Below are 19,252 nucleotides of genomic sequence, written 5' to 3'. Positions count from 1 at the left end.
CCAGCAGGGACGAGCCTGGACGGAGTGCTCCGTCCAGGCTCGTCCCGTTCGCAGAAGCCGCTCTGCTGGCGAGAGTTTCCGATGCCACGCCGGAGAGACTGCTCAGCGCAGGACTTCCTGCAGCCGCCGGAGTTCGAAGATCTGGTCACGGAGGAGCGCTGCCTTCTCGAACTCCAGCTGTTTGGCTGCTTCTTTCATCTGCCGCTCGAGATCGCGGATGAGCCGGGCCAGTTCATCCGGTGACAACTCGCTGAGCACTCCAGCCTGCGGTGCAGCCAGCCCGACATGGTAGGGGGCGCGCTCTTCGGCAGCCTGGCGGAGACGATCCGTCAGGTCACGCACCTGTTTGACGATGCTGCGCGGCTGGATCCCGTGTCGCTCGTTGTACTCCATCTGGATCTTGCGGCGCCGGTACGTCTCCTCGATCGCCCGGCGCATCGAGTCGGTCACGGTGTCGGCATACATGATGACGAGGCCGTTCACGTGCCGGGCAGCCCGGCCGATCATCTGGATGAGCGCGCTCTCGGAGCGGAGGTAGCCCTCCTTGTCCGCATCGAGAATGGCAACGAGCGAGACCTCGGGGAGATCGAGCCCTTCGCGCAACAAATTGATCCCGACGACGACGTCGTAGACACCGAGGCGAAGGTCGCGCAAGATCTCCACCCGCTCGATGGTATCGATCTCGCTGTGCAGGTAATGCGTGCGGATACCGACCTCCTTGAGGTAGTCAGCGAGATCCTCGGCCATCTTCTTCGTGAGCGTCGTCACCAGTGCCCGCTCGCCGCGCGCGACCCGCTGCCGGATCTCGTGCAAGAGGTCGTCGATTTGCCCCCTGGTCGGCCGCACGCTGATCTCCGGATCGAGGAGCCCGGTCGGCCGGATGATCTGCTCGACGATCTGCTCGCTGACCTGGAGTTCCCAGGGGCCCGGTGTCGCCGAGACGTAGATGACCTGGTTGATCCGGTCGAGGAACTCTTCGAACGTCAGCGGCCGGTTGTCGCGTGCCGACGGGAGACGGAAACCGTACTCGACCAGCACGTCCTTGCGCGAGCGGTCACCGTGGTACATGCCGCGCACCTGCGGGATCGCCAGGTGCGACTCGTCGATGAACATGAGATAGTCGTCGGGGAAGTAGTCGAGCAGTGTCCAGGGCGGCTCGCCTGGCTTGCGACCCGAAAGATGCCGCGAGTAGTTCTCGATGCCGCTGCAGTATCCCACCTCGCGGAGCATCTCGATATCGTAGCGCGTCCGTTGCTCGAGTCGTTGGGCTTCCAACAACTTCCCCTGAGCCCGGAGCTCGGCAAGGCGCTCCTCGAGTTCGGCCTCGATGCTGCGGATCGCTACTTCCAGCCGTTCGCCACTCGTCACCCAGTGCTTGGCCGGAAAGATCTCCATCACTTCGCGCGTCGCCAGAATTTCCCCGGTCAGCGGATCGAACTCGACGATCCGGTCGACTTCGTCTCCGAACAACTCGATACGGACAGCGAACTCTTCATAGGCCGGAAAGACCTCGATGACATCCCCACGGGCGCGAAAGGTGCCACGGACGAGCGTCACGTCGTTCCGGTCGTACTGGAGATCGACGAGATGGCGGAGAATCTTGTCGCGGCGCACTGTCTGGCCACGCCGGAGCGCGAGAATCGACTTGTCCCATTCCTCGGGCGAACCGATACCGTAGATGCAGGACACGCTCGCGACGATGATGACGTCCCGGCGCGTGCGGACAGCACGCGTCGCTGCCAGGCGGAGCCGGTCGATCTCGTCGTTGATCTCCGTCTCTTTCTCGATATAGGTATCGGTCTGAGGGACGTACGCTTCCGGCTGGTAGTAGTCGTAGTAGCTGACGAAGTATTCGACCGCGTTGTGCGGGAAGAACTCGCGGAACTCGGCATACAGCTGGGCAGCCAGCGTCTTGTTCGGTGCCAGCACCAGCGTCGGACGCTGCACCGCGGCGATGACGTTGGCCATCGTGAACGTCTTGCCGGTACCAGTCGCACCGAGCAATGTCTGATGCCGGTAGCCACGCCGGAGGCCTTCGACGAGCTTCTCGATCGCCTGCGGCTGGTCACCGGTCGGTTGGAAGGGGGTGACGAGTCGAAATTCGCCCATGTTCGAGTTCCCGGTTCGCTCGCTATCGTACGACCGTCAAGTATACCGGGCACGCGGGCAGCCGAACGCATCCCTCCCTACAGTTCCCAGTAGGCTGCCAGTGCGCAGCGAGCAGCCTCGATCGCAGCCTCCTGATCCGGCCGGAACTCGCGCTCGGCTTGAGCGAGCTCGCTCGTCCCCTCGTGTGGATCACCGATACCGCTGATGCGCCCGGTCATCCCTTCCAGGATCGCGAGCGTGCAGTACGGCACGTAGCGCAACGAGTACCCGCCTTCCATCAGTACCACGAGCCGTCCATCACAGAGTTCCTCGGCCAGCTGGCGCACCGATTCCGCCATAGCCCGGTACCCGGCCATCGTCACCAGCATGCGACCGAGCGGGTCTTCCATGCTGGCGTCCTGACCGGCCGAGACGAAGATCAGCTCCGGCCGGAACTGGCGTGCGATCGGAAGCACGACCCGTTCGAGCGCGAGCGCGTAGCCGCGATTGCCAGTGCCCGGCGGCAGCGGGATATTCACCGTCGTCCCCTCGGCACCGGGGGCACCGACCTGATCCACGGAACCCCAGCCAGCTGGATACCAGTTGTCCTGATGCAACGAGACGAAGAGGACTGAAGGGTCGTCCCAGAAGGCGTCTTGCGTGCCGTTGCCGTGATGGACGTCCCAGTCGAGCACCATGACGCGCCCGATACCGCGGCGCTGTGCATGACGTGCAGCGATCACGACATTGTTGAAGACGCAGAATCCCATGCCGCGGTCGCGCATCGCGTGGTGACCGGGCGGACGGAGCAGGCCGAAGGCACGACGCGCTCGACCATCCAGGACAGCATCGGTCAGTTCGATCGCTGCGCCAGCGGCGAGGACCGCTGCTTCCCAAGAACCCGGGACGACAGGCGTCTCCGGGTCGAGCCAGCCACCACCCTCGCTCGTGACGCGTCGCACGTGCGCGATGTAGTCGCGCGTGTGGTAGGCAGCGAGCTCGTCTTCGGTCGCTGGTCGTGGCGCGACGACGAGTGCGTCATCGAGCAAGCCTGATGCAGCGAGCAGTTGTGCGGTCCGCCGGATGATGCGCGCACTGGAGGGATGCTCGACCGGTTCGAGCGTCGAGCCGTCCGGCAGCTGGTGCGCGTCGAGACCGGTGTCGTGCTGCAGGAATCGCTCGTCGTAGCAGTACGCCAGACGCATCGCTCGGCTTCCTCCTCCGATGGAACGACACAGACCATCGAGCGGATGATGGCGGAGATCGCACACGTCCCGCAAGCGAGTCCGTGCTAGACTGGCGCCGGCAGACCGTTCGGGAACCCATCCGTGCGGAGAGGAGGCGGAGGATGGCCTGGCCGCGTGTCGGTATCGACCAGCCCGACCGGAGCAACGCTGTCGGTGCGCTCGCTGCCATCCGGCGGCTCGAGGCAGCGGGAGTGCCAGCGATCTGGACCGTGACGGGTGGACGGACGATCGATGCACTGACCGTCTACGCTGCAGCGGCCGTGCAGTCTCAGCGGATCGTCTTGGGAACCGGCATCATTCCGACCTATCCGCGCCATCCCTTCGTGACGGCACAACAGACGCTGGCAGTGCACCAGCTGGCACCCGGGCGGGTCCGCCTCGGGCTCGGTCCGAGCCATCGGCCGATCATCGAGGGTTCGCTCGGCATCCCGATGGAGAAACCCCTCACGCATCTCCGGGAGTACGTGACGATCGTGCGAGCACTTCTCTGGGAGGGCCAGGTCGATTTCCAGGGCGAGTTCTTCCGCGTCCGGCAGCGGCTACCGGAGACAGCGCCGGTACCGATCTACACCTCGGCACTGCGTCCCAAGGCGTTCCGGCTCGCTGGCGAGATCGCCGACGGTGCGATCTCCTGGATGTGCCCAGCGGCGTACATCCACGAGCGAGCGGTTCCCGCCCTCGAAGAAGGTGCGCAGGCCGCTGGTCGCAGTCGCCGGCCACGGCTGATCGTGCACGTCCCGATCGTGATGACGACCGATGTGGCGACGATGCGCGAAAAAGCCCGGCCCGTCGTCGGACTCTACGGCCGCATGCCGTTCTATGCGCAGATGTTCGCGACAGCCGGCTTTCCACTCGAGAACGGGCAGCCGAGCGATGCTTTGCTCGATCACCTCGTCGTGTGGGGTGATGCGGACACGGTCGGCGAGCGACTGGCCAAATTGCTCGAGAGCGGTATCGACGAGATTCTGACGATGCTCATCCCGGCGAACGACTATCAGGCCGAGGAGGCAGCACTGGCGAGCGTTCTGGCGGCGCTCGACGAGCGTTTCGGCCGGAGCGAGTGACAGCAAGAGACGCAGTACGGTACGATTTGTCGGGTGTACGGGCCACGGACGGGAGGGGAGCACGGTCATGGCGGACAATCCAGCGATGGTCTCGATGGGAATCCTGGCGCTCTTCGCAGCGCTCTGGAGCGTCCCGGGAACCGTACGCGCGCGACGGCTCGGTTTACCGCGCCTCGCGGTCATCGGCTGGATCGCGATCGCAGTGATCGTCGTCATGGCGCTGGTCATGATCGTCGTCGGTCTGTTCGGTTAATGCGCGTATCGTGCCGACGTACAGACATCGACCGGCTGGAGTGTCGCTCCAGCCGGTTTCTCGTATCCTCGGAGCGTTGCGATCGGTTCGCCCCGGAGGCTCAGCGATGCTCGGTACTCCTCCACCACCGGTCTGGCACTGGCGGCACGGCGAGCCGGACGAGCGACCACCGCTGAACCGTGCCGTGCTGCGCCGTGTCGTGCAGTCGGCGGCACCGTATCGGTGGTCGATCGCCCTGATGGTGGGAGCTATCCTCGCGACATCGGCGATCGACGCGCTGCAGCCACAGCTCTTGCGGTTGCTCATCGACCGCGCACTGCCGGCAGCCGGGCGACCGGGCAGCCTCATGCTCCTCACCGTGCTCAGCCTCGGGATGATCCTGTTGCCGCTGCTCACTGGCCTCGTCGGCGTGTGGCAGCGACAGCTGAGTGCCCAAGTCGGCGAAGGGATCATCTTCGACCTGCGGAGTGCGCTCTACGAGCACCTCTTACGGCAGGGGTTCCGCTTCTTCACGAGCGTCAAGGCCGGCGAACTCGTCTCGCGGCTCACCACCGACGTCGTCGGTGCCCAGCGGACCGTCACCAACACAGTGACGACGCTGGTCAGCAACGTGGCGGTCGTCGTGGTCTCGCTGGCGATCATGCTCACGATGGACTGGCGCTTGACAGTGGTGGCGTTTCTCGTCTTCCCGCTGCTGGTCCTCCCGCTCCGCCGGTTCGGACAACGCTTGCGCGAGCTGACGCGGGCACAGATGGAACGAAACGCAGCGATGACGGCACAGCTCACCGAAACGCTCGGGGTCAGCGGTGCCCTGCTGGTCAAACTGTTCGGGCGCCACCGCGATGAGCTCGCTCGCTTCCGCGAGCGGGCAGCTGCGGTACGGGATACCGGTGTCCAGCTCGCTGTCGCTGGGCGCTGGCTCATGCTCCTCTACAGCCTGGCTGCAGCAGCCGGCACAGCGCTCGTCCTGTGGGCTGGCGGTTTCCTCGCGATTCGCGGTGGACTCACGACCGGTGAGCTGGTCGCCTTCACGCTCTACCTGGCTCGCCTCTATGGCCCGATCACCGCGCTCCTCAATACGCACGTCGATCTGGCGACTTCGCTGGTGAGTTTCGAGCGCGTCTACCAGTTGCTCGACCGTCCGATCGAGATCCAGGAACGGCCGAACGCGATACGGCTGGAACGGCCGCGCGGTGCGATCGCCTTCGAGGATGTCTGGTTCACCTACGTCACCGAGCGACCGGCTGGAGACGGGCTCGCCACGCTGGTACGCACCGAAGCGGCCGACAGCGACGACCGACCAGTCCGCTACTGGGCACTCGCCGACGTGTCCTTCCGCGTCGAGCCGGGAGAACTCGTGGCGCTCGTCGGACCGAGCGGAGCCGGCAAGACGACGGTCACCTATCTCCTGGCTCGCCTCTTCGATCCGACGCGGGGACGGATCACGCTCGACGGCTACGACCTCCGCGACCTCTCGCTCGAGACGCTCGCCCGCGCGATCGGGATGGTCACGCAGGAGCCGTACCTCTTCCACGACACGGTGGCCGCGAACCTGCGGTATGCGCGGCCGGATGCGTCCGATGCCGAGCTGGAAGCGGCCGCACGAGCAGCGCAGATCCACGACCGGATCCGCGAACTCCCGCAGGGATACCAGACGATCGTTGGAGAGCGGGGTTATCGCCTGTCCGGTGGCGAGAAGCAGCGCCTGGCCCTCGCCCGCTTGCTCCTCGCCGATCCACCGGTGCTGGTACTCGACGAAGCGACCTCGGCACTCGACTCCGAGTCCGAGCGGCTCGTCCAACACGCGCTCGCCACGCTGATGCGCGGGCGGACAACGCTCGTCATCGCGCACCGGCTGTCGACGATCCTGGCTGCCGACCGCATCCTCGTGCTGGATGGTGGACGCATCGTCGAACAGGGGACGCACGGCGAACTCCTGGCTCAGGGCGGCCTCTATGCACGGCTCTACCGGCTGCAGTTCGCGGTCGGTTCGGCAGCCTGAGGCCTCATGACACTCCGCTCAGGTGCTCCTCGATCGCAGCCAGGAGTTCCTCTCGTGTCGCTTGGGCATTGCCGAACTTCCCGATGACGATGCCAGCAGCGAGCTGAGCCAGCGTGAGCGCCTCGTCCGGCGTCGCACCGCCTGCCAGTGCAGCAGCGAGCAGCGCCAGCACGGTATCGCCTGCGCCCGTCACATCGAAGACGTTCCGCACGGCCGGTGGCGGAAATTCGCGGTAGCCTTCGGCGCTCACCAAGGCTGCACCCTCCCCGCCGAGCGTGACCACGAGGAGCGCACAGTCGAGTGCACGGTACAGGTGCGCCAGCATTGTCGCGCGCTCGTCCGGTGTCGCCAGCGAACTCCCGAGGAAGCGCTCCGCTTCGGCCCGGTTGCACTTGATCACGGTCGCGCTGCGGAACGCATCGAGACGCCCTTGCGAATCGACCACGGTGAGCCGTCCGCTGGCCAGAGCGGTCGAGACGAGACGCGGCGTCAGCACACCGCTCTGGTAGTCGGAGAGGAGGAGCGCATCGACGCGACCAGCCCGGGAGGTCACTTCGCGAGCGAGCGCTCCTTCGAGCTCCGGTGCGAGCGCGTCGCGGACCTGCCGATCGACCCGAACGATCTGTTGCGGAAGGACATTGTAGGGGCCGACAGCGACCACGCGTGTCTTGACGGTCGTCGGTCGAGTCACATCGACGACGATGCCGGAGACGTCGACACCGCGCTCGCCGAGAAGCTGCCGGAGGAGCGTGCCCTCGGTGTCGTCACCGATCACACCGAGCTGCTCGACAGACGCACCGAGTGCAGCCAGAGCGAGCCCGGGCGCTGCACCACCACCCGGCCGGTGCTCGATCCGCCGTTCCTCGAGCACGAGGACGGGAGCCTCGCGCGAGATCCGTGCCGGCTCACCGAAGACATAGCGATCGAGATAGAGGTCACCGACGACCAGGAAACGCTTGGTCGGAATCCGCGACAGGAGGTCGAGCAGGCGCGTCCGGCGAACCGTCATCGTGTCACCCGGAAGCGAACGAACGGAATCGCGAGCGCGAGCACGGCGAACAGGAGGTCCGGGATCGGACGGACCTGAACGAGCGTCCACAGGCGAGCATCCGAGAAGATACGTACGAGATCACCCGGCGTCGACCCAGCTTCTGCGAGCAGGAGGAGACGCGAGACCAGCAGCCCGACCGCGACGCACAGGACACCGAGCGTCTGGAGGGCACGGCCACGCTGGGCCCGCGCAGCCCAGGCCATCGCTTCGGCGACACCGAAGCCGAGCAGCAAGGCGAGATAGAACTGCCAGTCGGGAATGCGGCTCCAGAGCCACCCGACCACGAGCGCGACAGCGAGGCCAGCGAGTGTGGCACGGAGGAGCAACGGCGTCGGCACGTCGCTCCAGCCCAGACCGGAAAGACCGGCGCACTGCGGGCAGCGGTAGCCGACCGGCGTCTCGACCATGCAACGCGTGCAGATCGGCGTCCCGCACTTGCTGCACCGCAGTCGCGTGCTGATGGACGGGTGACGCGGACAGGGACGCTCGTCGAGCGAGGTGACCACTACTCCTCCTCACGTCAGGTACGCGGCCCGAGCCGTACAGCGATCGCTTCGCCGATCGCCAGCCACGCGAAGAGCGGAAGCACGAGTTGCCGTCGCCAGCGCCAGGGCTGGCGGATCAAACGATACAACCATTCCAGCCCGAGGCGCCGGACGACCGCTGGCGGCCGCGGGACGACCCCGGCCAGATAGTCGAAGGTACCGCCCACACCGAGCGCGACACGCACGCCGCACGCAGCCAGTTCGGCACGGTAGCGAGCGATCCAGCATTCCTGCGCGGGCGCGCCGTAGGCGACGCAGAGGATGTGGGGACGAGCGGCCGCGATCCGTTCGAGCGCCGCCGCAGCGTCCTCCGGCTTTGGCGAGCCTGCCCACGTACCGGCAATGCGTGCTCCATAACGGTGTTCGAGAACGGATGCAGCGCGCTCGGCGACGCCCGGGGCGGCACCGAGCAAGAAGAGCGAGCGGCCGGTCATGGCGAGCGCCTCCACGAGATCGACGCCGGTGACACGAGCGCGCAGTGGTGTGCCACGCAAGCGCGCAGCCAGAGTCATGCCGACACCGTCCGGCGTGACGAGTGCCGCTTGCTCGATGACCGTACGGAACACCGGATCACGCCGAGCAGCCATCACCATTTCCGGGTTGAGCGTGACGACCTGGCGGAGCGACTCCCCCGGCTCGCACCACGCACTGATCCAGGCTACGGCTTCCGCGAGCGTCACATCGTGGACCGGAATCCCGAGAATCCGGACCGTCCGCAACGGTACCAACACTCGGCCGTCGAGCGATGTCGCCAACGTGCTTCCGTGGTCGATCACCAGCCTACTCCCGTGGCAAGGATACCGATCCGGTGACACTCCTGATGAGCGATCGATCGCTATACTCGATGCATCGATCGAAAGGATGGGCCAGTATGCCGTGGGAAGAAGAACTCGAACGTCACGGTGATCAAGACCGCGTTGCGCGCCTCGTCGACATCGTGTTGCAGCTGTGCCAGTACCCGAGGCAGTACAACCGGGCGGCGCTCGCTGAGCGCTACGGCGTGAGCGAACGACAGATCACGAAGGATCTCCAGCTCCTGCGCGACCGCTTGCATCTGCCGATCGAGCGCGATCCGGGCGGACGCGGCTACTATCTGACGAGCATACCGCGGCTCCCGGCGCTGCAGCTTTCCCTGAGCGAAGCACTGGCGCTCCTGCTCGCTGCGCAAGCAGGGCACGTGGTTCCCGGCGTTTCCACACAAGAGTTGCATGCAGCATTGGCCCGGCTTCGTGCCGTCCTCCCCGAGCCGTTCCGCGAACTCCTGGACAAGGTCGCGCACGTCCGCTCTCCCAGCTCGCTCGACGAGCAGCGACGGAAACGCTTGCGCACCCTGCTCGAAGCTATGGCATTGCGGCACACGGTCGAAATCGTCTACCGGACAGCGTCGCGCGGTGGTGACCGCGCCCGACGGCAGTTCGATCCCTACGGTATCGTGCCCTTCGGACGTTCCTGGTACGTCATCGGATGGTGTCATCTCCGCCGGGCGATCCGGACGTTCAAGGTCGACCGAATGGAAGAAATCCACGATACGCGGTACCCGTTCAAGATCCGGCCGGAATTCTCCCTGCGCGACTTCTTGACTGCCAACTGGGGCATCTTCGATGCCCCAGAGTTGCCGGCTGAGGAGGTCGAGCTCGAGTTCTCCCGTACCGCGGCACCGTGGATCGCCGAAGAAGAGTGGCACCCGACGCAGGAGATCGAACCGCTCCCGGATGGGGGGATCCGCTTCCGCGTTCGGGTGCCGATCACGCCGGACTTCGTGCGCTGGGTTCTCAACTACGGCGTGGAGGTCACCGTCGTGCGTCCGGAAGCCTTGCGCGAGCAGATCCTGGCGCACGCACGCGGCATCCTCCACAAGTACGGTGCCAGGGAGAGCACGCAGACAGAAGCTGCTGGCGCTGCGCAGTGAGGCCCGTCAATCCGCCGCGCGCAGTTCCTCCTGGTACGGATTCCGTTCCGTCGGCTCGCGGCCCGTCGGAAAGTACGCTGGTCGTCCTCCGCCCGGCTCGCCGGGTGCTGGCTGCTTACTCACGCGGTCACCCTCCGATCGCGTCCGCTTGCGCTTCCGATGCGTCGCGAAGAGCTGATGGCGGGGAAACTCCCGCTTGCGCCGTCGCATGGATCACCGAATCCCTTCCTGCGCCTCCTGCGCTATCGTCGCAGATTTCGCTCATTCTGTCGCCCGCGGCCGTCCTCAGCCGGCGCCGCGACGACGCGCTCGCCACCAGGCGAGTGCCCCGGTGAACGCTCCGAGGCCGAACAGTCCCCCTGACAGCAGCCAAAAGAGACCCGCGGTGAGGAGCCCGCTGACTGCAGCGAGCGACTGGAGGACCGCACTCGCACCCGGTCGGTTGGGCGCAAGCGCAGCACCGACCATCCCGATGCCAGCGATGACGACCGTGACCATGAGATGAGCGACGATTTCTCCCCAACCGTCGGCACGGAGAGCGAGCGCTATACCGCCGACCACGAGCAGCAGGAGCATGATGGCGATGCCGACGAGGCCGGCTGTGAGGCCAAGAACGAGCGAAGCGACCCGCACCTCGAACCTCCCGGAGACGTGGGGGGTGGGAGAGTCAGGCTCTCCCACCCGGATCCTGCTCACTGCGCGTCGAAGTAGAGTTCCGCGCTCGTCAGCGGATTCGGATCGAACTTCAGGAACAGCGGCTGGGCATCGTGCGGGATCTGGAAAACGACGATTCCCTGTGTCTTACCACCCGGGCCGACCTCGCCGCTCAAGAGCTCGCCCTCGGCGAAACCGGTGACGACGAGTTCGGGCTCGTAGTCGAACCCGTCCTGGGTACGGAGCGCCCACTCGGTACCGGTGAGGTGAATCGAGCTGGTACCCGCGTTTTCGAAGCGCACCTGGACGAGCCAGAACTTCTGCCCCTCCTTGGGTTGGACAAACATATTGCTCGAGGTCGCTCCGTCGACGATGTTCTGGATCGTCACTCGGTAGACCTGCTTCCCGTCAGCGATCGCACCGCTCTGCCCCGACGCGAGCGGGACATGACGGTCGTTCTTGCTCGTTCCCCAGCTCTTGCCAGCCTTGTCGCCCGGTGTCCCTTCCGGTTGTGCCGGGGCAGCCTGACCGACAGCACCGGACTGGACGAGTTCGAGCGCGTTCGGTGCATCGAAGTAGAGCTCGGCCGGGGTGATCGGGTTGGGGTCGAACTTGAGGAACAGCGGTTGTTCCCCCTCCGGAATCTCGAAGACGACGATCCCGCGGGCCTTCCCGCCGGGGCCGATCTCCTGGGAAAAGGCTTCTCCTTCCTCGAAACCGACCGGCGCGAAGACCGGGTCGTAGTCGAAGCCGGCAGTCGTGCGCAGCTGGAAGTTCGCTGCCGTGATCAGGTGCGCTCGCGTCCCGGCGTTCTCGATGACGATCGAGAAGAGGAGATAGCGATTACCCTCCTTCGGTCGCTGGAACTGGTTAGTCGAGACTGCCCCGTCGACGATCCGCTCGAGCGTCAGGCGATAGACGTCCTTCCCATCGACGAGTTCAGCCGTCTGTCCCTCGGCGAGCGTGGCGTGGACATCTTCCTTGCTCGTGCCCCATGGGAGGGTCGGCGTCGCCGCTGGTTGAGCTGCCGGCGCGCCCGTCGTCGGCTGTGCCGCAGGTGCAGACGCTTCGGTCGCTCGCACCGCCGCAGGAGCAGTCGCAGTTGCCTCAGCCGGCGCCTGAGTCGCTGCTCGCTGTGCTTGTGCGGGCGTCGGTGTCGGGCTGCTCCCTCCACCGCCCCTCGACGTGACGACCGCAACGAGCACGCAGAGCACGAGCAGGCCGCCTGCCCCGATGAGCAGAATCTTCATCAGCCGCCGCATCCTCGACACCTCCTCGATCGGATCCGAACCTCTTCTGGAAGGGCCCTCCGTGTTCCAGTTTGGGCACCGGTCGGGAATAGAGCTGTTCCCGTTTCCACCCGTTTCTGTGCCGACCCGTCACTGGAGGCGTCCGCTCGCCTCTCGCGGAGCGGTCCATTGCATACAGGGGACACCGGGGGCGAGCGGGTCAGGAGCCAGGCAAATGCTTGACCCTGTCCCGTCGCAGTCGACTCGTACGGCGCAGGACGACCTCGCTCCAGCTGGCGTGCCGGTAACCTGCGAGCCCCCTGCGGGCCAGAAGCTTGCTCGACTTTATGCTCAGTGCGGCTCCTCCGGCCTTCCCGCTCACGAAACAGGTGATTCTTTTCGCACTAAACTGGATCTACTGGCCGAGGCACCGGGCGTATACTCGGCCGGGCGATCGAGAGGGAGGATCGTGGGTGACGGAGACCGAGTGACTGCATCGGCTGGGGTGCAGCCGCTCGCACGACGAGCGCTCTCGACCTGGGAGCTGACAGCACTCATGGGCTTGATGATGGCGTCGGGAGCATTCGCCATCGACATCATGCTGCCAGCTCTCCAGGACATCGCCGCGGCATTCGGCGTGGCCGAGACGCGCGCGCAACTCGTCGTCAACGTCTACTTCGTCGGCTTCGCTGTCGGTCAGCTCTTTTTCGGGCCCTGGAGCGACCAGGTCGGTCGGCGGCTGCCGCTCCTGGTCGCAGCCGCCGGGTACGGAGTCGCTGTCCTCGGCATGCTGGCCGCCCCGACGTTCGGCCTCCTGCTCGCGCTCCGCTTCGTGCAAGGAGCGTTCTCGTCCGGGTTACGTGCGGCCGGGACAGCGCTGGTCAGGGATTCGTTTCGGGGCGAGGCGATGGCCCGGATCCTCTCGTTCGCCTTCATGGTGCTCTTGGCCGCCCCGCTCTTTGCGCCCTCGATCGGTGTGCTGCTCCTGCGCTGGAGCTGGCGAGCACCGTTCGGCTTCATGGCACTCCTAGCAGTCGTGCTCTTTCTCTGGCTTCTCGTGCGCGTGCCGGAGACCCTGCCGCCCGAGCGCCGGACGGCCCAAAGCCCAGCTCATCTCTGGACAGCGGCCGAGGCATTCTGGGCAGTCAAGGTGAGCGTGGCGTTCACCGTCATCCTCGGCCTGAGTTACGGCGTGCTACAAGCGTACCTCGCCAGTGCTTCACAGCTGGTGAAGGACTCTTTCGGACTGAGCAACCGGGCGTTCGCGATCGCGTTCGCGCTGGGAGGGCTCGCGCAGGTCGTCGGCACGATCGTCAATGGGACGCTCATTACCCGGCTGGGTTTACGCCGTGTCCTGCCTGCTGCGCTGGCGATCCTCGCCGCTGCGACGAGCTATCTCGTGGTGGCGAGCGTGCTGAGTGACCGGTTTTCGGTCTTCTGGTTCGGCGTATTGCTCATGTTCTTCGCGATCGCGCTGATTTTCCCCAATACGAACAGTGCTGCACTCGAGCCGCTCGGTCGCATCGCAGGTTTCGCCAGCAGTCTCGTCGGGTTCGGCAGCACCGCCCTCGCCAGCTTGTTCGGTACTGCGATCGGGCAGATCAGCGAGGGCGAGCCGCATCGCTTCGCCTTCGGTCTGTGGCTCCTGGCACTCGGCAATCTGGTCGTACTCGCCTGGGTGTGGCGTTTAGGCTGGATGCGCGCGAGAACGGCAGGCGAGTCCTGAATGCCTCCCGACCGAACGGACGCGCTCAGGCCGGTGCGGCAGCGAACGTAAGCACAGCGTCGAGGCGGACCGGAAGCGGTTGCCAGGACGCACCGAGATCGAGCCCGCGCCACAGCGTTCCGTCACGGAAACCAGCGTAGAGCGTACGCGGCTCAGCGGGCGGGACGAGCAAGGCGTACGGCATCGAGGGCAAAGGATCGGGCAACCCTTCGACCGGACGCCAGGGCTCGCTTCCGTACCGACGGAAGATGCGTGCCTGCGCCGCACCGGCCGGGTTCGGTCGAGCCTCCCGATGCGGACCGGGGCCATGCGCTTCACGCGGACCCGGCGCTGCGGAGACGAACCAGGTCAGCGGATCGTCCGGTGGTGTCGCGAGGGCCCACACGTATCGGCGATCGAGCCCGTCGTCCGCCGACTGCCACGTGTCGCCAGCATCGTGGCTCACGGCGACACCGCCACCAGCTGCTTCGTAGACGAGCTCGGGTGCCGCAGGATGAAGCAGGAGTGCGTGACAGTCGAGAGAGCAACCCGGCCGTCGATCGACCCAGGTGAGCCCACCATCGGTGCTGCGCAGGACACCACCCAGCTCGATCCCGACCAGCACCAGCCCGGGATCGTCCGGGGACAGCGCGATGGCACGGACATGCGACGTCCAAGGGCGCGGCGGGAACGACCAGGTCGGAGCGCTCGGCAGCGCACGCAGGGCCACTGCTTCGTGCCAGCGTCGACCACCGTCCTCGCTCCAGAAAAGCGCGCTCGGCTCGCAACCGGCGAAGAGAACACCCCGGCCATCGACACGCCAGGACGGGCTGATCGCGACGGAGAGGACGCGCGATGCTGGCAGCGTTTCTGCCCGACGCCAGGTTCGGCCACCATCGACACTCAGGAAAAGCCCCTGGTCGAAGGTACCGGCGAGCAGCGTCTGCCCATCGTGCGGATCGACTGCCACGCACTGTGCCCCGACCGCACGCAGCAGAACCTCGACTCGCCATCCCCGGGCCGTCTCCTGGAGACGGACGACATCGTTCCCGGTTACGGTGTACAGCATCGTCATCGGCTTCCCCTCGTTGACTGAGGGCGCAAGGAGGTCAATCGCCGGGAAGCCGCTCCTCGAGAGGGAGCAGGTCACCGTCGTAGGCCCCACGCCAGGCGTTGAGCCGCACGGTCACCACATCGCGCAGCATGAGCAGCCCATCGACGAGTGGGCGGACTTTGGAGCCCTCGACATGCCGCCAGGTGACCGGAAGGATCGCGATGCGGTACCCACGGCGACGCGCGATGTAGAGGACTTCGACGTCGAATCCGGTCACGCGAGGGCCGCGTACGGGGCGCTGGCCATTGCGGTACAAGAGCATGCGACCGAACAGGTCGAGCGCGACGTCGCGCCGGAAACCCTTGAAGCCGCACTGCGTATCGTCGATTCCGGGTAAGAGCAGCCACTGGACGAGGCGGTTGTAGATGCGACCCATCGCGTGGCGATACCACGGTTCACCGATCCGACGTGCCAGCGCACCCTCGCGGGAGCCGATCACGATGTCCCAGCCCTCGCGGAGCAAGCGGAGGGCCGGCTCGAGATAGTCGATCGGTGTCGAAAGATCGGCGTCGGTGAACACGACGTATGCGCCAGAAGCGGCGAGGATACCGCTGCGCACGGCAGCTGCCTTGCCGCGATGCGGAAGACGGAGCAGGCGGATCCGCGCGTCGCGCTCGCTCCACTCGCGCACGATCTCCGGTGTCCGGTCATCGCTCCCGTCATCGGCGACGAGCAACTCCCATCGCCAGTCTCGGGCCGTGAGATAGGCGTAGGCAGCAGCGAGGGTTCCCGGCAATCGCCGTTCCTCATTGAAGGCCGGGACGATCACGCTCAACTCGACGCCCATCGCACGCTCCGCACCGCGTCGCTAGGAGGGATTGTAACAGCTCCGCAAGCGCGCGCCGCCGGCGTGGATCAGGGCAACGACTTCAGGAAGGCCAGGAGGTCAGCACACTGTCGATCGGTCAGTTGCCAGCGCGGCATCGGCCAGGCGAGCGGTTCGCCTTCTGGATCGACACCTTGCCTGATCGCCCGGCAGATCTCATCGTCATCGTAATACGAGTGGCCGCGGCTCCCGTCCGGTTCGACCATGCCAGCCGGATCGGTCAGATTGCGATACCGGATGTCCGGACTCACGAACATCGGTGTTCGCAGACCGCGGCCGTCCGCGCCATGACAATCGGCACAGGCCATCGGCATCATCATGCCGCCGGTGTACGGGATCGGCGCACCGGTATCCGGATCGGTCGCCGTGAAGTAGATCCAGCGTCCACGATCGGCCGCAGTAGCCGTCACCGGACCCGTACTGGATGCGATGACCGCGGTAACGAGCAGTCCCAGCACGCCGATCGTGATCGCGAGCACGGCGGCGATGAGCCACAGCCGGTTCATCCCCCGCCACCTTCGCCCAGGATGTCACGGCGCATTTGCTCGTACTGCTCGCGCGTGATCTCACCGCGAGCATACCGCTCCTGCAGGATCTCTAGTGCACGGCTCGTTCCGCCGCTGGTCGACTTCGGGCCACCGTGACTGAACTGTCGGACTGCCCAGACGATCAGGAGCGCGATACCGACCAGGATAAGTACCCAGAACACGAGCATGACGAGACCCCAGAGCCAACCACCCCAGCCCCACATCATGCCGCCACCCCACGGACCACAACCGGGACACCACATCATCGCCAGTACGCTCCTTTCACCTGCGAGACCAGTATACCCCCTGGGACTATCCACAGCGTGACAAGAGCGTGCGAATCCGTAAAGTCTCAATCGCTTCGCTCCAGGTCACGCCGCATGGCGAGATACTGTTCGCGCGTCAGTTCGCCCCGTGCATAGCGCTCGTCGAGGATGGCGCGCGCCTGTGTCGGAGCCGCTGGGAGGGCTCGAAGCATCCGGTGCACGACCCAGGCCAAAAACGCGAGCATCACCACGAGGAGAGCGAGGCTGAAGGCGAGTTGTGCGAGGCCCTGCCAAAACCATTCGCGTGGGAGTGGATGGTCGAGCCGAACCGGTGTATGGAACCACCAGCGCATCTCGTGTCCTCCTTTCTCTACGACGAGCATGCAAAGCCGTCTGCAAACGCGCGGTAAACCGACTCCGCTCGACCTCGGACGGTCCTGCTCGCCCCTCGTGAGACCGGCTATCCTCAGGAGCGGAGACACGGCCTTCGTCGGGGGGCATGTGACGACTCAGCCACGGATGCTCTTCCACAGCACGCTCGTTGTGCTCACCCTCTTGACGACCCTGGTACTCGGAACTCGGACGCTTCCGGTTCAGCCAGCCAACGGGCCTACTCCGCCGAGTCGCGAGAGTTCGAGCGATCGGACAGCAGCCACACCGACCCCACGGCCAGTGCCGGCCGATCCGATCGCTGCCCTGGAGCAGGCACAGCGCCTCCTCGCTGCCGGTGTCCCAGCTGAAGCCGCACGGATCCTCGCGCCGGCGCTCGGCGCACGAGAGCCGACCGTGCGTATGCAGGCCCGCTTGCTCTTAGCCCGGGCGATGCTCCCCAGCGGCGATCCGCACGCGACGCTCGAACTCGCAGCCGAGGTCGCACGCCGTGCTCCTGACCAGCAGCAGGCAGGCGAGGCAGCAGCCATCACGGCCCAGGCGCTCCTCCAACTCGGGGAGGTCGATCAGGCGATCGAGCAACTTCAGGTCGCCCGCACGCTCCTTCCCGAGATCGCTCCCTACCTCGAGTACCGGGCACTCGACGCGCTCGTGCGAGCAGGGCGGCACGACGAGGCGCAGCGTCTCGTCGACCATATCGTGACGACTGCGCCCATCCGGCGCCTCGCTGTGGCAGCGTTGGAATGGCAACGCGAACAGGCCCAGCAGCACGGCGACGACGCAGCCCTCCGAGCGACGCTCGATCGCTTGCTCGAACTGGCGACGATTCCGACGTACCGGGCGACGCTCTTGCTGCAACGAGCACAGGTCGCACGCACGCTCGGCGACGTGGTCGCCACACGGACTGACCTCCTGGCTGCGATCGAGACCGCACCGGAGAGCGCCGCGGCAGCAGCGGCGTTGGACGAACTCGATGCGCTCGGCGCCGGTGATACGGTTCCGCTCGACCGCCGAGCGGCGATCGCATTCGCCAGCGGGCGCTACCCTGCAGCGATCGCTGCCTACAGTACGGTGCTCGAAAGCGATCCTTCGCGGGCCGATGCCTGGTACCAGCGGGCGATCGCCCGGATCCGCAGCGGTGACCTCCAGACCGGCATCGACGAACTCCTGGCGATGGCCGAACGGTATCCACGAGACGAGCGGACACCGGACGCGCTCGTCACTGCCGGGACACTCGTCGAGTGGCACGACGAACCGGCTGCGGAAGCGGTCTACGAGCGCGTCCTCACGCAGTATCCAGCTAGCGGCGCAGCCCGAGAGGCACGGTTCCGCTTGGGGCTGCTCGCGTTCGGCCGAGGTGACGCGGCTGGCGCAGCTCGGATCTGGCGCGTCCTCGCGGACAGCGGCGATGCCCGCGCGACCTTCTGGTACGGCAAAGCACTCGCTGCCGCCGGAGATCGAGCAGCAGCGCAGCGGGCCTGGGAGCGCGCTCGTACACTCGACCCGGAAGGGTTCTACGGTATCCGGGCAGGTGAGCTCCTCGCCGGACGCGAGCCGGTCGCGTTCATCTCTGCCGGCGACATGACGCTGACTCCGGACACCGGCGCGTACGAGCACTGGCTGGCGACTCTCGGACTCACTGCCACGGATAGGGCCGCACGTCTGATGGCCAATGATCCGGTGCGGCGCGCGCTTCTGCTCCTCGATCTCGGCGACCGTGAGGCGGCGAGCTGGGAAGTGGACGCTGCACGTGACACGCTGCGGAACGATCCGGTCACGCTGGCACTGTTCGGCTGGGAACTCCTCCGGCGTGGCGAGGCAGCGTTCGCCTATCGCATCGGCCTGCAGCTTCAGGCGAACAGCGACGTGCCGACAGAAGTCGTCGCTCCGCTCGTCGCACCGGTTCCCTACCCGGAGGTTCTCGCGACGGTCGCCGCGCAGTTTCGGATCGATCCGCTGCTCGTGGCTGCGCTCGTCCGGCAGGAAAGTGCCTTCGAGCCCACTGCCGTCTCACCGGCCGGTGCTCGCGGGCTGACCCAGGTACTCCCCGAAACTGGTGCAGGACTCGCCACCCAGCTCGGCCTCAGCACCTGGAACCCCGATCAGCTGTTCCAACCCGAGACCAGCCTCACTCTCGGCGCAGCGGAACTGGCTCGTCGTCTCGAGCAATTCGGCGGACAACTGTACCTGGCGCTGGCGAGCTATAACGCCGGTGTGGGAGCGGTACAGGAATGGCTCCGCGAACGACCAGCCAGCGATCCAGACCTCTTCGCCGAGCGGATCCCCTATCGCGAGACCTACGCCTACGTCCAGCGCGTCTATGCCGGCTATCGCGCGTACCAGCAGCTCTACGGTGCGCGATGATCCGCCGGACAGCCGTGA

The 19,252-nt window shown here is 66.1% G+C and carries 19 protein-coding genes; 6 read left to right on the top strand and 13 right to left on the bottom strand.

Features of this window, described 5'->3' with window-relative positions:
- Positions 1–102: 102 nt before the first annotated feature.
- Positions 103–2,109 carry an excinuclease ABC subunit UvrB gene (gene uvrB, locus OO015_RS06195; RefSeq protein WP_265940361.1) on the bottom strand — a complete coding sequence of 669 codons (2,007 nt, stop codon included), beginning with the start codon at positions 2,107–2,109 and terminating at the stop codon, positions 103–105.
- A 77-nt stretch (positions 2,110–2,186) separates the two neighbouring features.
- On the bottom strand, positions 2,187–3,293 hold the full coding sequence (locus tag OO015_RS06190) for a class II histone deacetylase (protein WP_265940360.1): 1,107 nt from the start codon (positions 3,291–3,293) through the stop codon (positions 2,187–2,189).
- 143 nt (positions 3,294–3,436) lie between these two features.
- Between OO015_RS06190 and OO015_RS06185 the strand changes: the two genes are divergently transcribed.
- From OO015_RS06185 to OO015_RS06175, 3 genes are all read left to right on the top strand, one after another.
- Positions 3,437–4,399: an LLM class flavin-dependent oxidoreductase gene (locus OO015_RS06185; RefSeq protein ID WP_265940359.1), complete on the top strand. Its 963-nt coding sequence runs from the start codon at positions 3,437–3,439 to the stop codon at positions 4,397–4,399.
- 67 nt (positions 4,400–4,466) lie between these two features.
- On the top strand, positions 4,467–4,652 hold the full coding sequence (locus OO015_RS06180; protein ID WP_265940358.1) for a hypothetical protein: 186 nt from the start codon (positions 4,467–4,469) through the stop codon (positions 4,650–4,652).
- Positions 4,653–4,758: 106 nt separating this feature from the next.
- Positions 4,759–6,654, top strand: coding sequence for an ABC transporter ATP-binding protein (locus tag OO015_RS06175; RefSeq protein ID WP_265940357.1), 1,896 nt, complete (start codon positions 4,759–4,761; stop codon positions 6,652–6,654).
- Positions 6,655–6,658: 4 nt separating this feature from the next.
- On the opposite strand, the gene OO015_RS06170 is transcribed toward OO015_RS06175, so the two are convergent.
- Genes OO015_RS06170 through OO015_RS06160 form a run of 3 tightly spaced genes read right to left on the bottom strand, consistent with a single transcriptional unit; the run spans position 6,659 to position 9,026 of the window.
- On the bottom strand, positions 6,659–7,663 hold the full coding sequence (locus OO015_RS06170; protein ID WP_265940356.1) for a bifunctional heptose 7-phosphate kinase/heptose 1-phosphate adenyltransferase: 1,005 nt from the start codon (positions 7,661–7,663) through the stop codon (positions 6,659–6,661).
- Positions 7,660–8,211: a B-box zinc finger protein gene (locus OO015_RS06165; protein ID WP_265940355.1), complete on the bottom strand. Its 552-nt coding sequence runs from the start codon at positions 8,209–8,211 to the stop codon at positions 7,660–7,662. The genes OO015_RS06170 and OO015_RS06165 overlap by 4 nt, the downstream gene beginning before the upstream one ends.
- 14 nt (positions 8,212–8,225) lie before the next feature.
- Positions 8,226–9,026, bottom strand: a complete 801-nt coding sequence (locus OO015_RS06160; protein WP_265940354.1) for a WecB/TagA/CpsF family glycosyltransferase — start codon at positions 9,024–9,026, stop codon at positions 8,226–8,228.
- Positions 9,027–9,121: 95 nt separating this feature from the next.
- Between OO015_RS06160 and OO015_RS06155 the strand changes: the two genes are divergently transcribed.
- Positions 9,122–10,159, top strand: coding sequence for a helix-turn-helix transcriptional regulator (locus tag OO015_RS06155; RefSeq protein ID WP_265940353.1), 1,038 nt, complete (start codon positions 9,122–9,124; stop codon positions 10,157–10,159).
- 6 nt (positions 10,160–10,165) lie between these two features.
- On the opposite strand, the gene OO015_RS06150 is transcribed toward OO015_RS06155, so the two are convergent.
- The 3 genes from OO015_RS06150 to OO015_RS06140 all read right to left on the bottom strand — a co-directional run bounded on the left by OO015_RS06150 (position 10,166) and on the right by OO015_RS06140 (position 12,075).
- Positions 10,166–10,369 carry a hypothetical protein gene (locus OO015_RS06150; RefSeq protein WP_265940352.1) on the bottom strand — a complete coding sequence of 68 codons (204 nt, stop codon included), beginning with the start codon at positions 10,367–10,369 and terminating at the stop codon, positions 10,166–10,168.
- Between the two features lie 75 nt (positions 10,370–10,444).
- Positions 10,445–10,792: a hypothetical protein gene (locus OO015_RS06145; RefSeq protein ID WP_265940351.1), complete on the bottom strand. Its 348-nt coding sequence runs from the start codon at positions 10,790–10,792 to the stop codon at positions 10,445–10,447.
- Positions 10,793–10,851: 59 nt separating this feature from the next.
- Positions 10,852–12,075, bottom strand: a complete 1,224-nt coding sequence (locus OO015_RS06140) for a DUF4352 domain-containing protein (RefSeq protein WP_265940350.1) — start codon at positions 12,073–12,075, stop codon at positions 10,852–10,854.
- 436 nt (positions 12,076–12,511) lie between these two features.
- Here OO015_RS06140 and OO015_RS06135 point away from each other — a divergent pair, with 436 nt between their 5' ends.
- A complete protein-coding gene (locus OO015_RS06135) occupies positions 12,512–13,768 on the top strand; it encodes a multidrug effflux MFS transporter (RefSeq protein WP_265940349.1) in 1,257 nt (418 codons plus the stop codon).
- Between the two features lie 25 nt (positions 13,769–13,793).
- Here the strand turns inward: OO015_RS06135 and OO015_RS06130 are convergent, their stop codons facing one another.
- The 5 genes from OO015_RS06130 to OO015_RS06110 form a co-directional block, all read right to left on the bottom strand.
- Positions 13,794–14,822 (bottom strand): WD40/YVTN/BNR-like repeat-containing protein, encoded by a 1,029-nt coding sequence (locus OO015_RS06130; protein WP_265940348.1) that lies wholly within the window; start codon positions 14,820–14,822, stop codon positions 13,794–13,796.
- 34 nt (positions 14,823–14,856) lie between these two features.
- A complete protein-coding gene (locus OO015_RS06125) occupies positions 14,857–15,648 on the bottom strand; it encodes a dolichyl-phosphate beta-glucosyltransferase (protein WP_265940347.1) in 792 nt (263 codons plus the stop codon).
- A 68-nt stretch (positions 15,649–15,716) separates the two neighbouring features.
- Complete coding sequence (locus OO015_RS06120; protein ID WP_265940346.1) at positions 15,717–16,193, bottom strand: c-type cytochrome; 477 nt, start codon at positions 16,191–16,193, stop codon at positions 15,717–15,719.
- On the bottom strand, positions 16,190–16,480 hold the full coding sequence (locus OO015_RS06115; RefSeq protein ID WP_265940345.1) for an SHOCT domain-containing protein: 291 nt from the start codon (positions 16,478–16,480) through the stop codon (positions 16,190–16,192). Before OO015_RS06115 ends, OO015_RS06120 begins: the two co-directional genes overlap by 4 nt.
- An 86-nt stretch (positions 16,481–16,566) precedes the next feature.
- The gene (locus OO015_RS06110) at positions 16,567–16,833 is read right to left on the bottom strand and encodes an SHOCT domain-containing protein (protein WP_265940344.1); all 267 of its coding nucleotides are present in this window, start codon (positions 16,831–16,833) and stop codon (positions 16,567–16,569) included.
- 148 nt (positions 16,834–16,981) lie between these two features.
- Here OO015_RS06110 and OO015_RS06105 point away from each other — a divergent pair, with 148 nt between their 5' ends.
- A complete protein-coding gene (locus tag OO015_RS06105; protein ID WP_265940343.1) occupies positions 16,982–19,234 on the top strand; it encodes a transglycosylase SLT domain-containing protein in 2,253 nt (750 codons plus the stop codon).
- The last annotated feature ends 18 nt before the right edge of the window (positions 19,235–19,252 follow it).

This window comes from Thermomicrobium sp. 4228-Ro (genome assembly GCF_026241205.1).
In the GTDB taxonomy this organism is placed as follows: domain Bacteria; phylum Chloroflexota; class Chloroflexia; order Thermomicrobiales; family Thermomicrobiaceae; genus Thermomicrobium.
The sequence above is the reverse complement of the archived record's forward strand: the minus strand, read 5'-3'. Positions and strand labels throughout refer to the sequence as shown.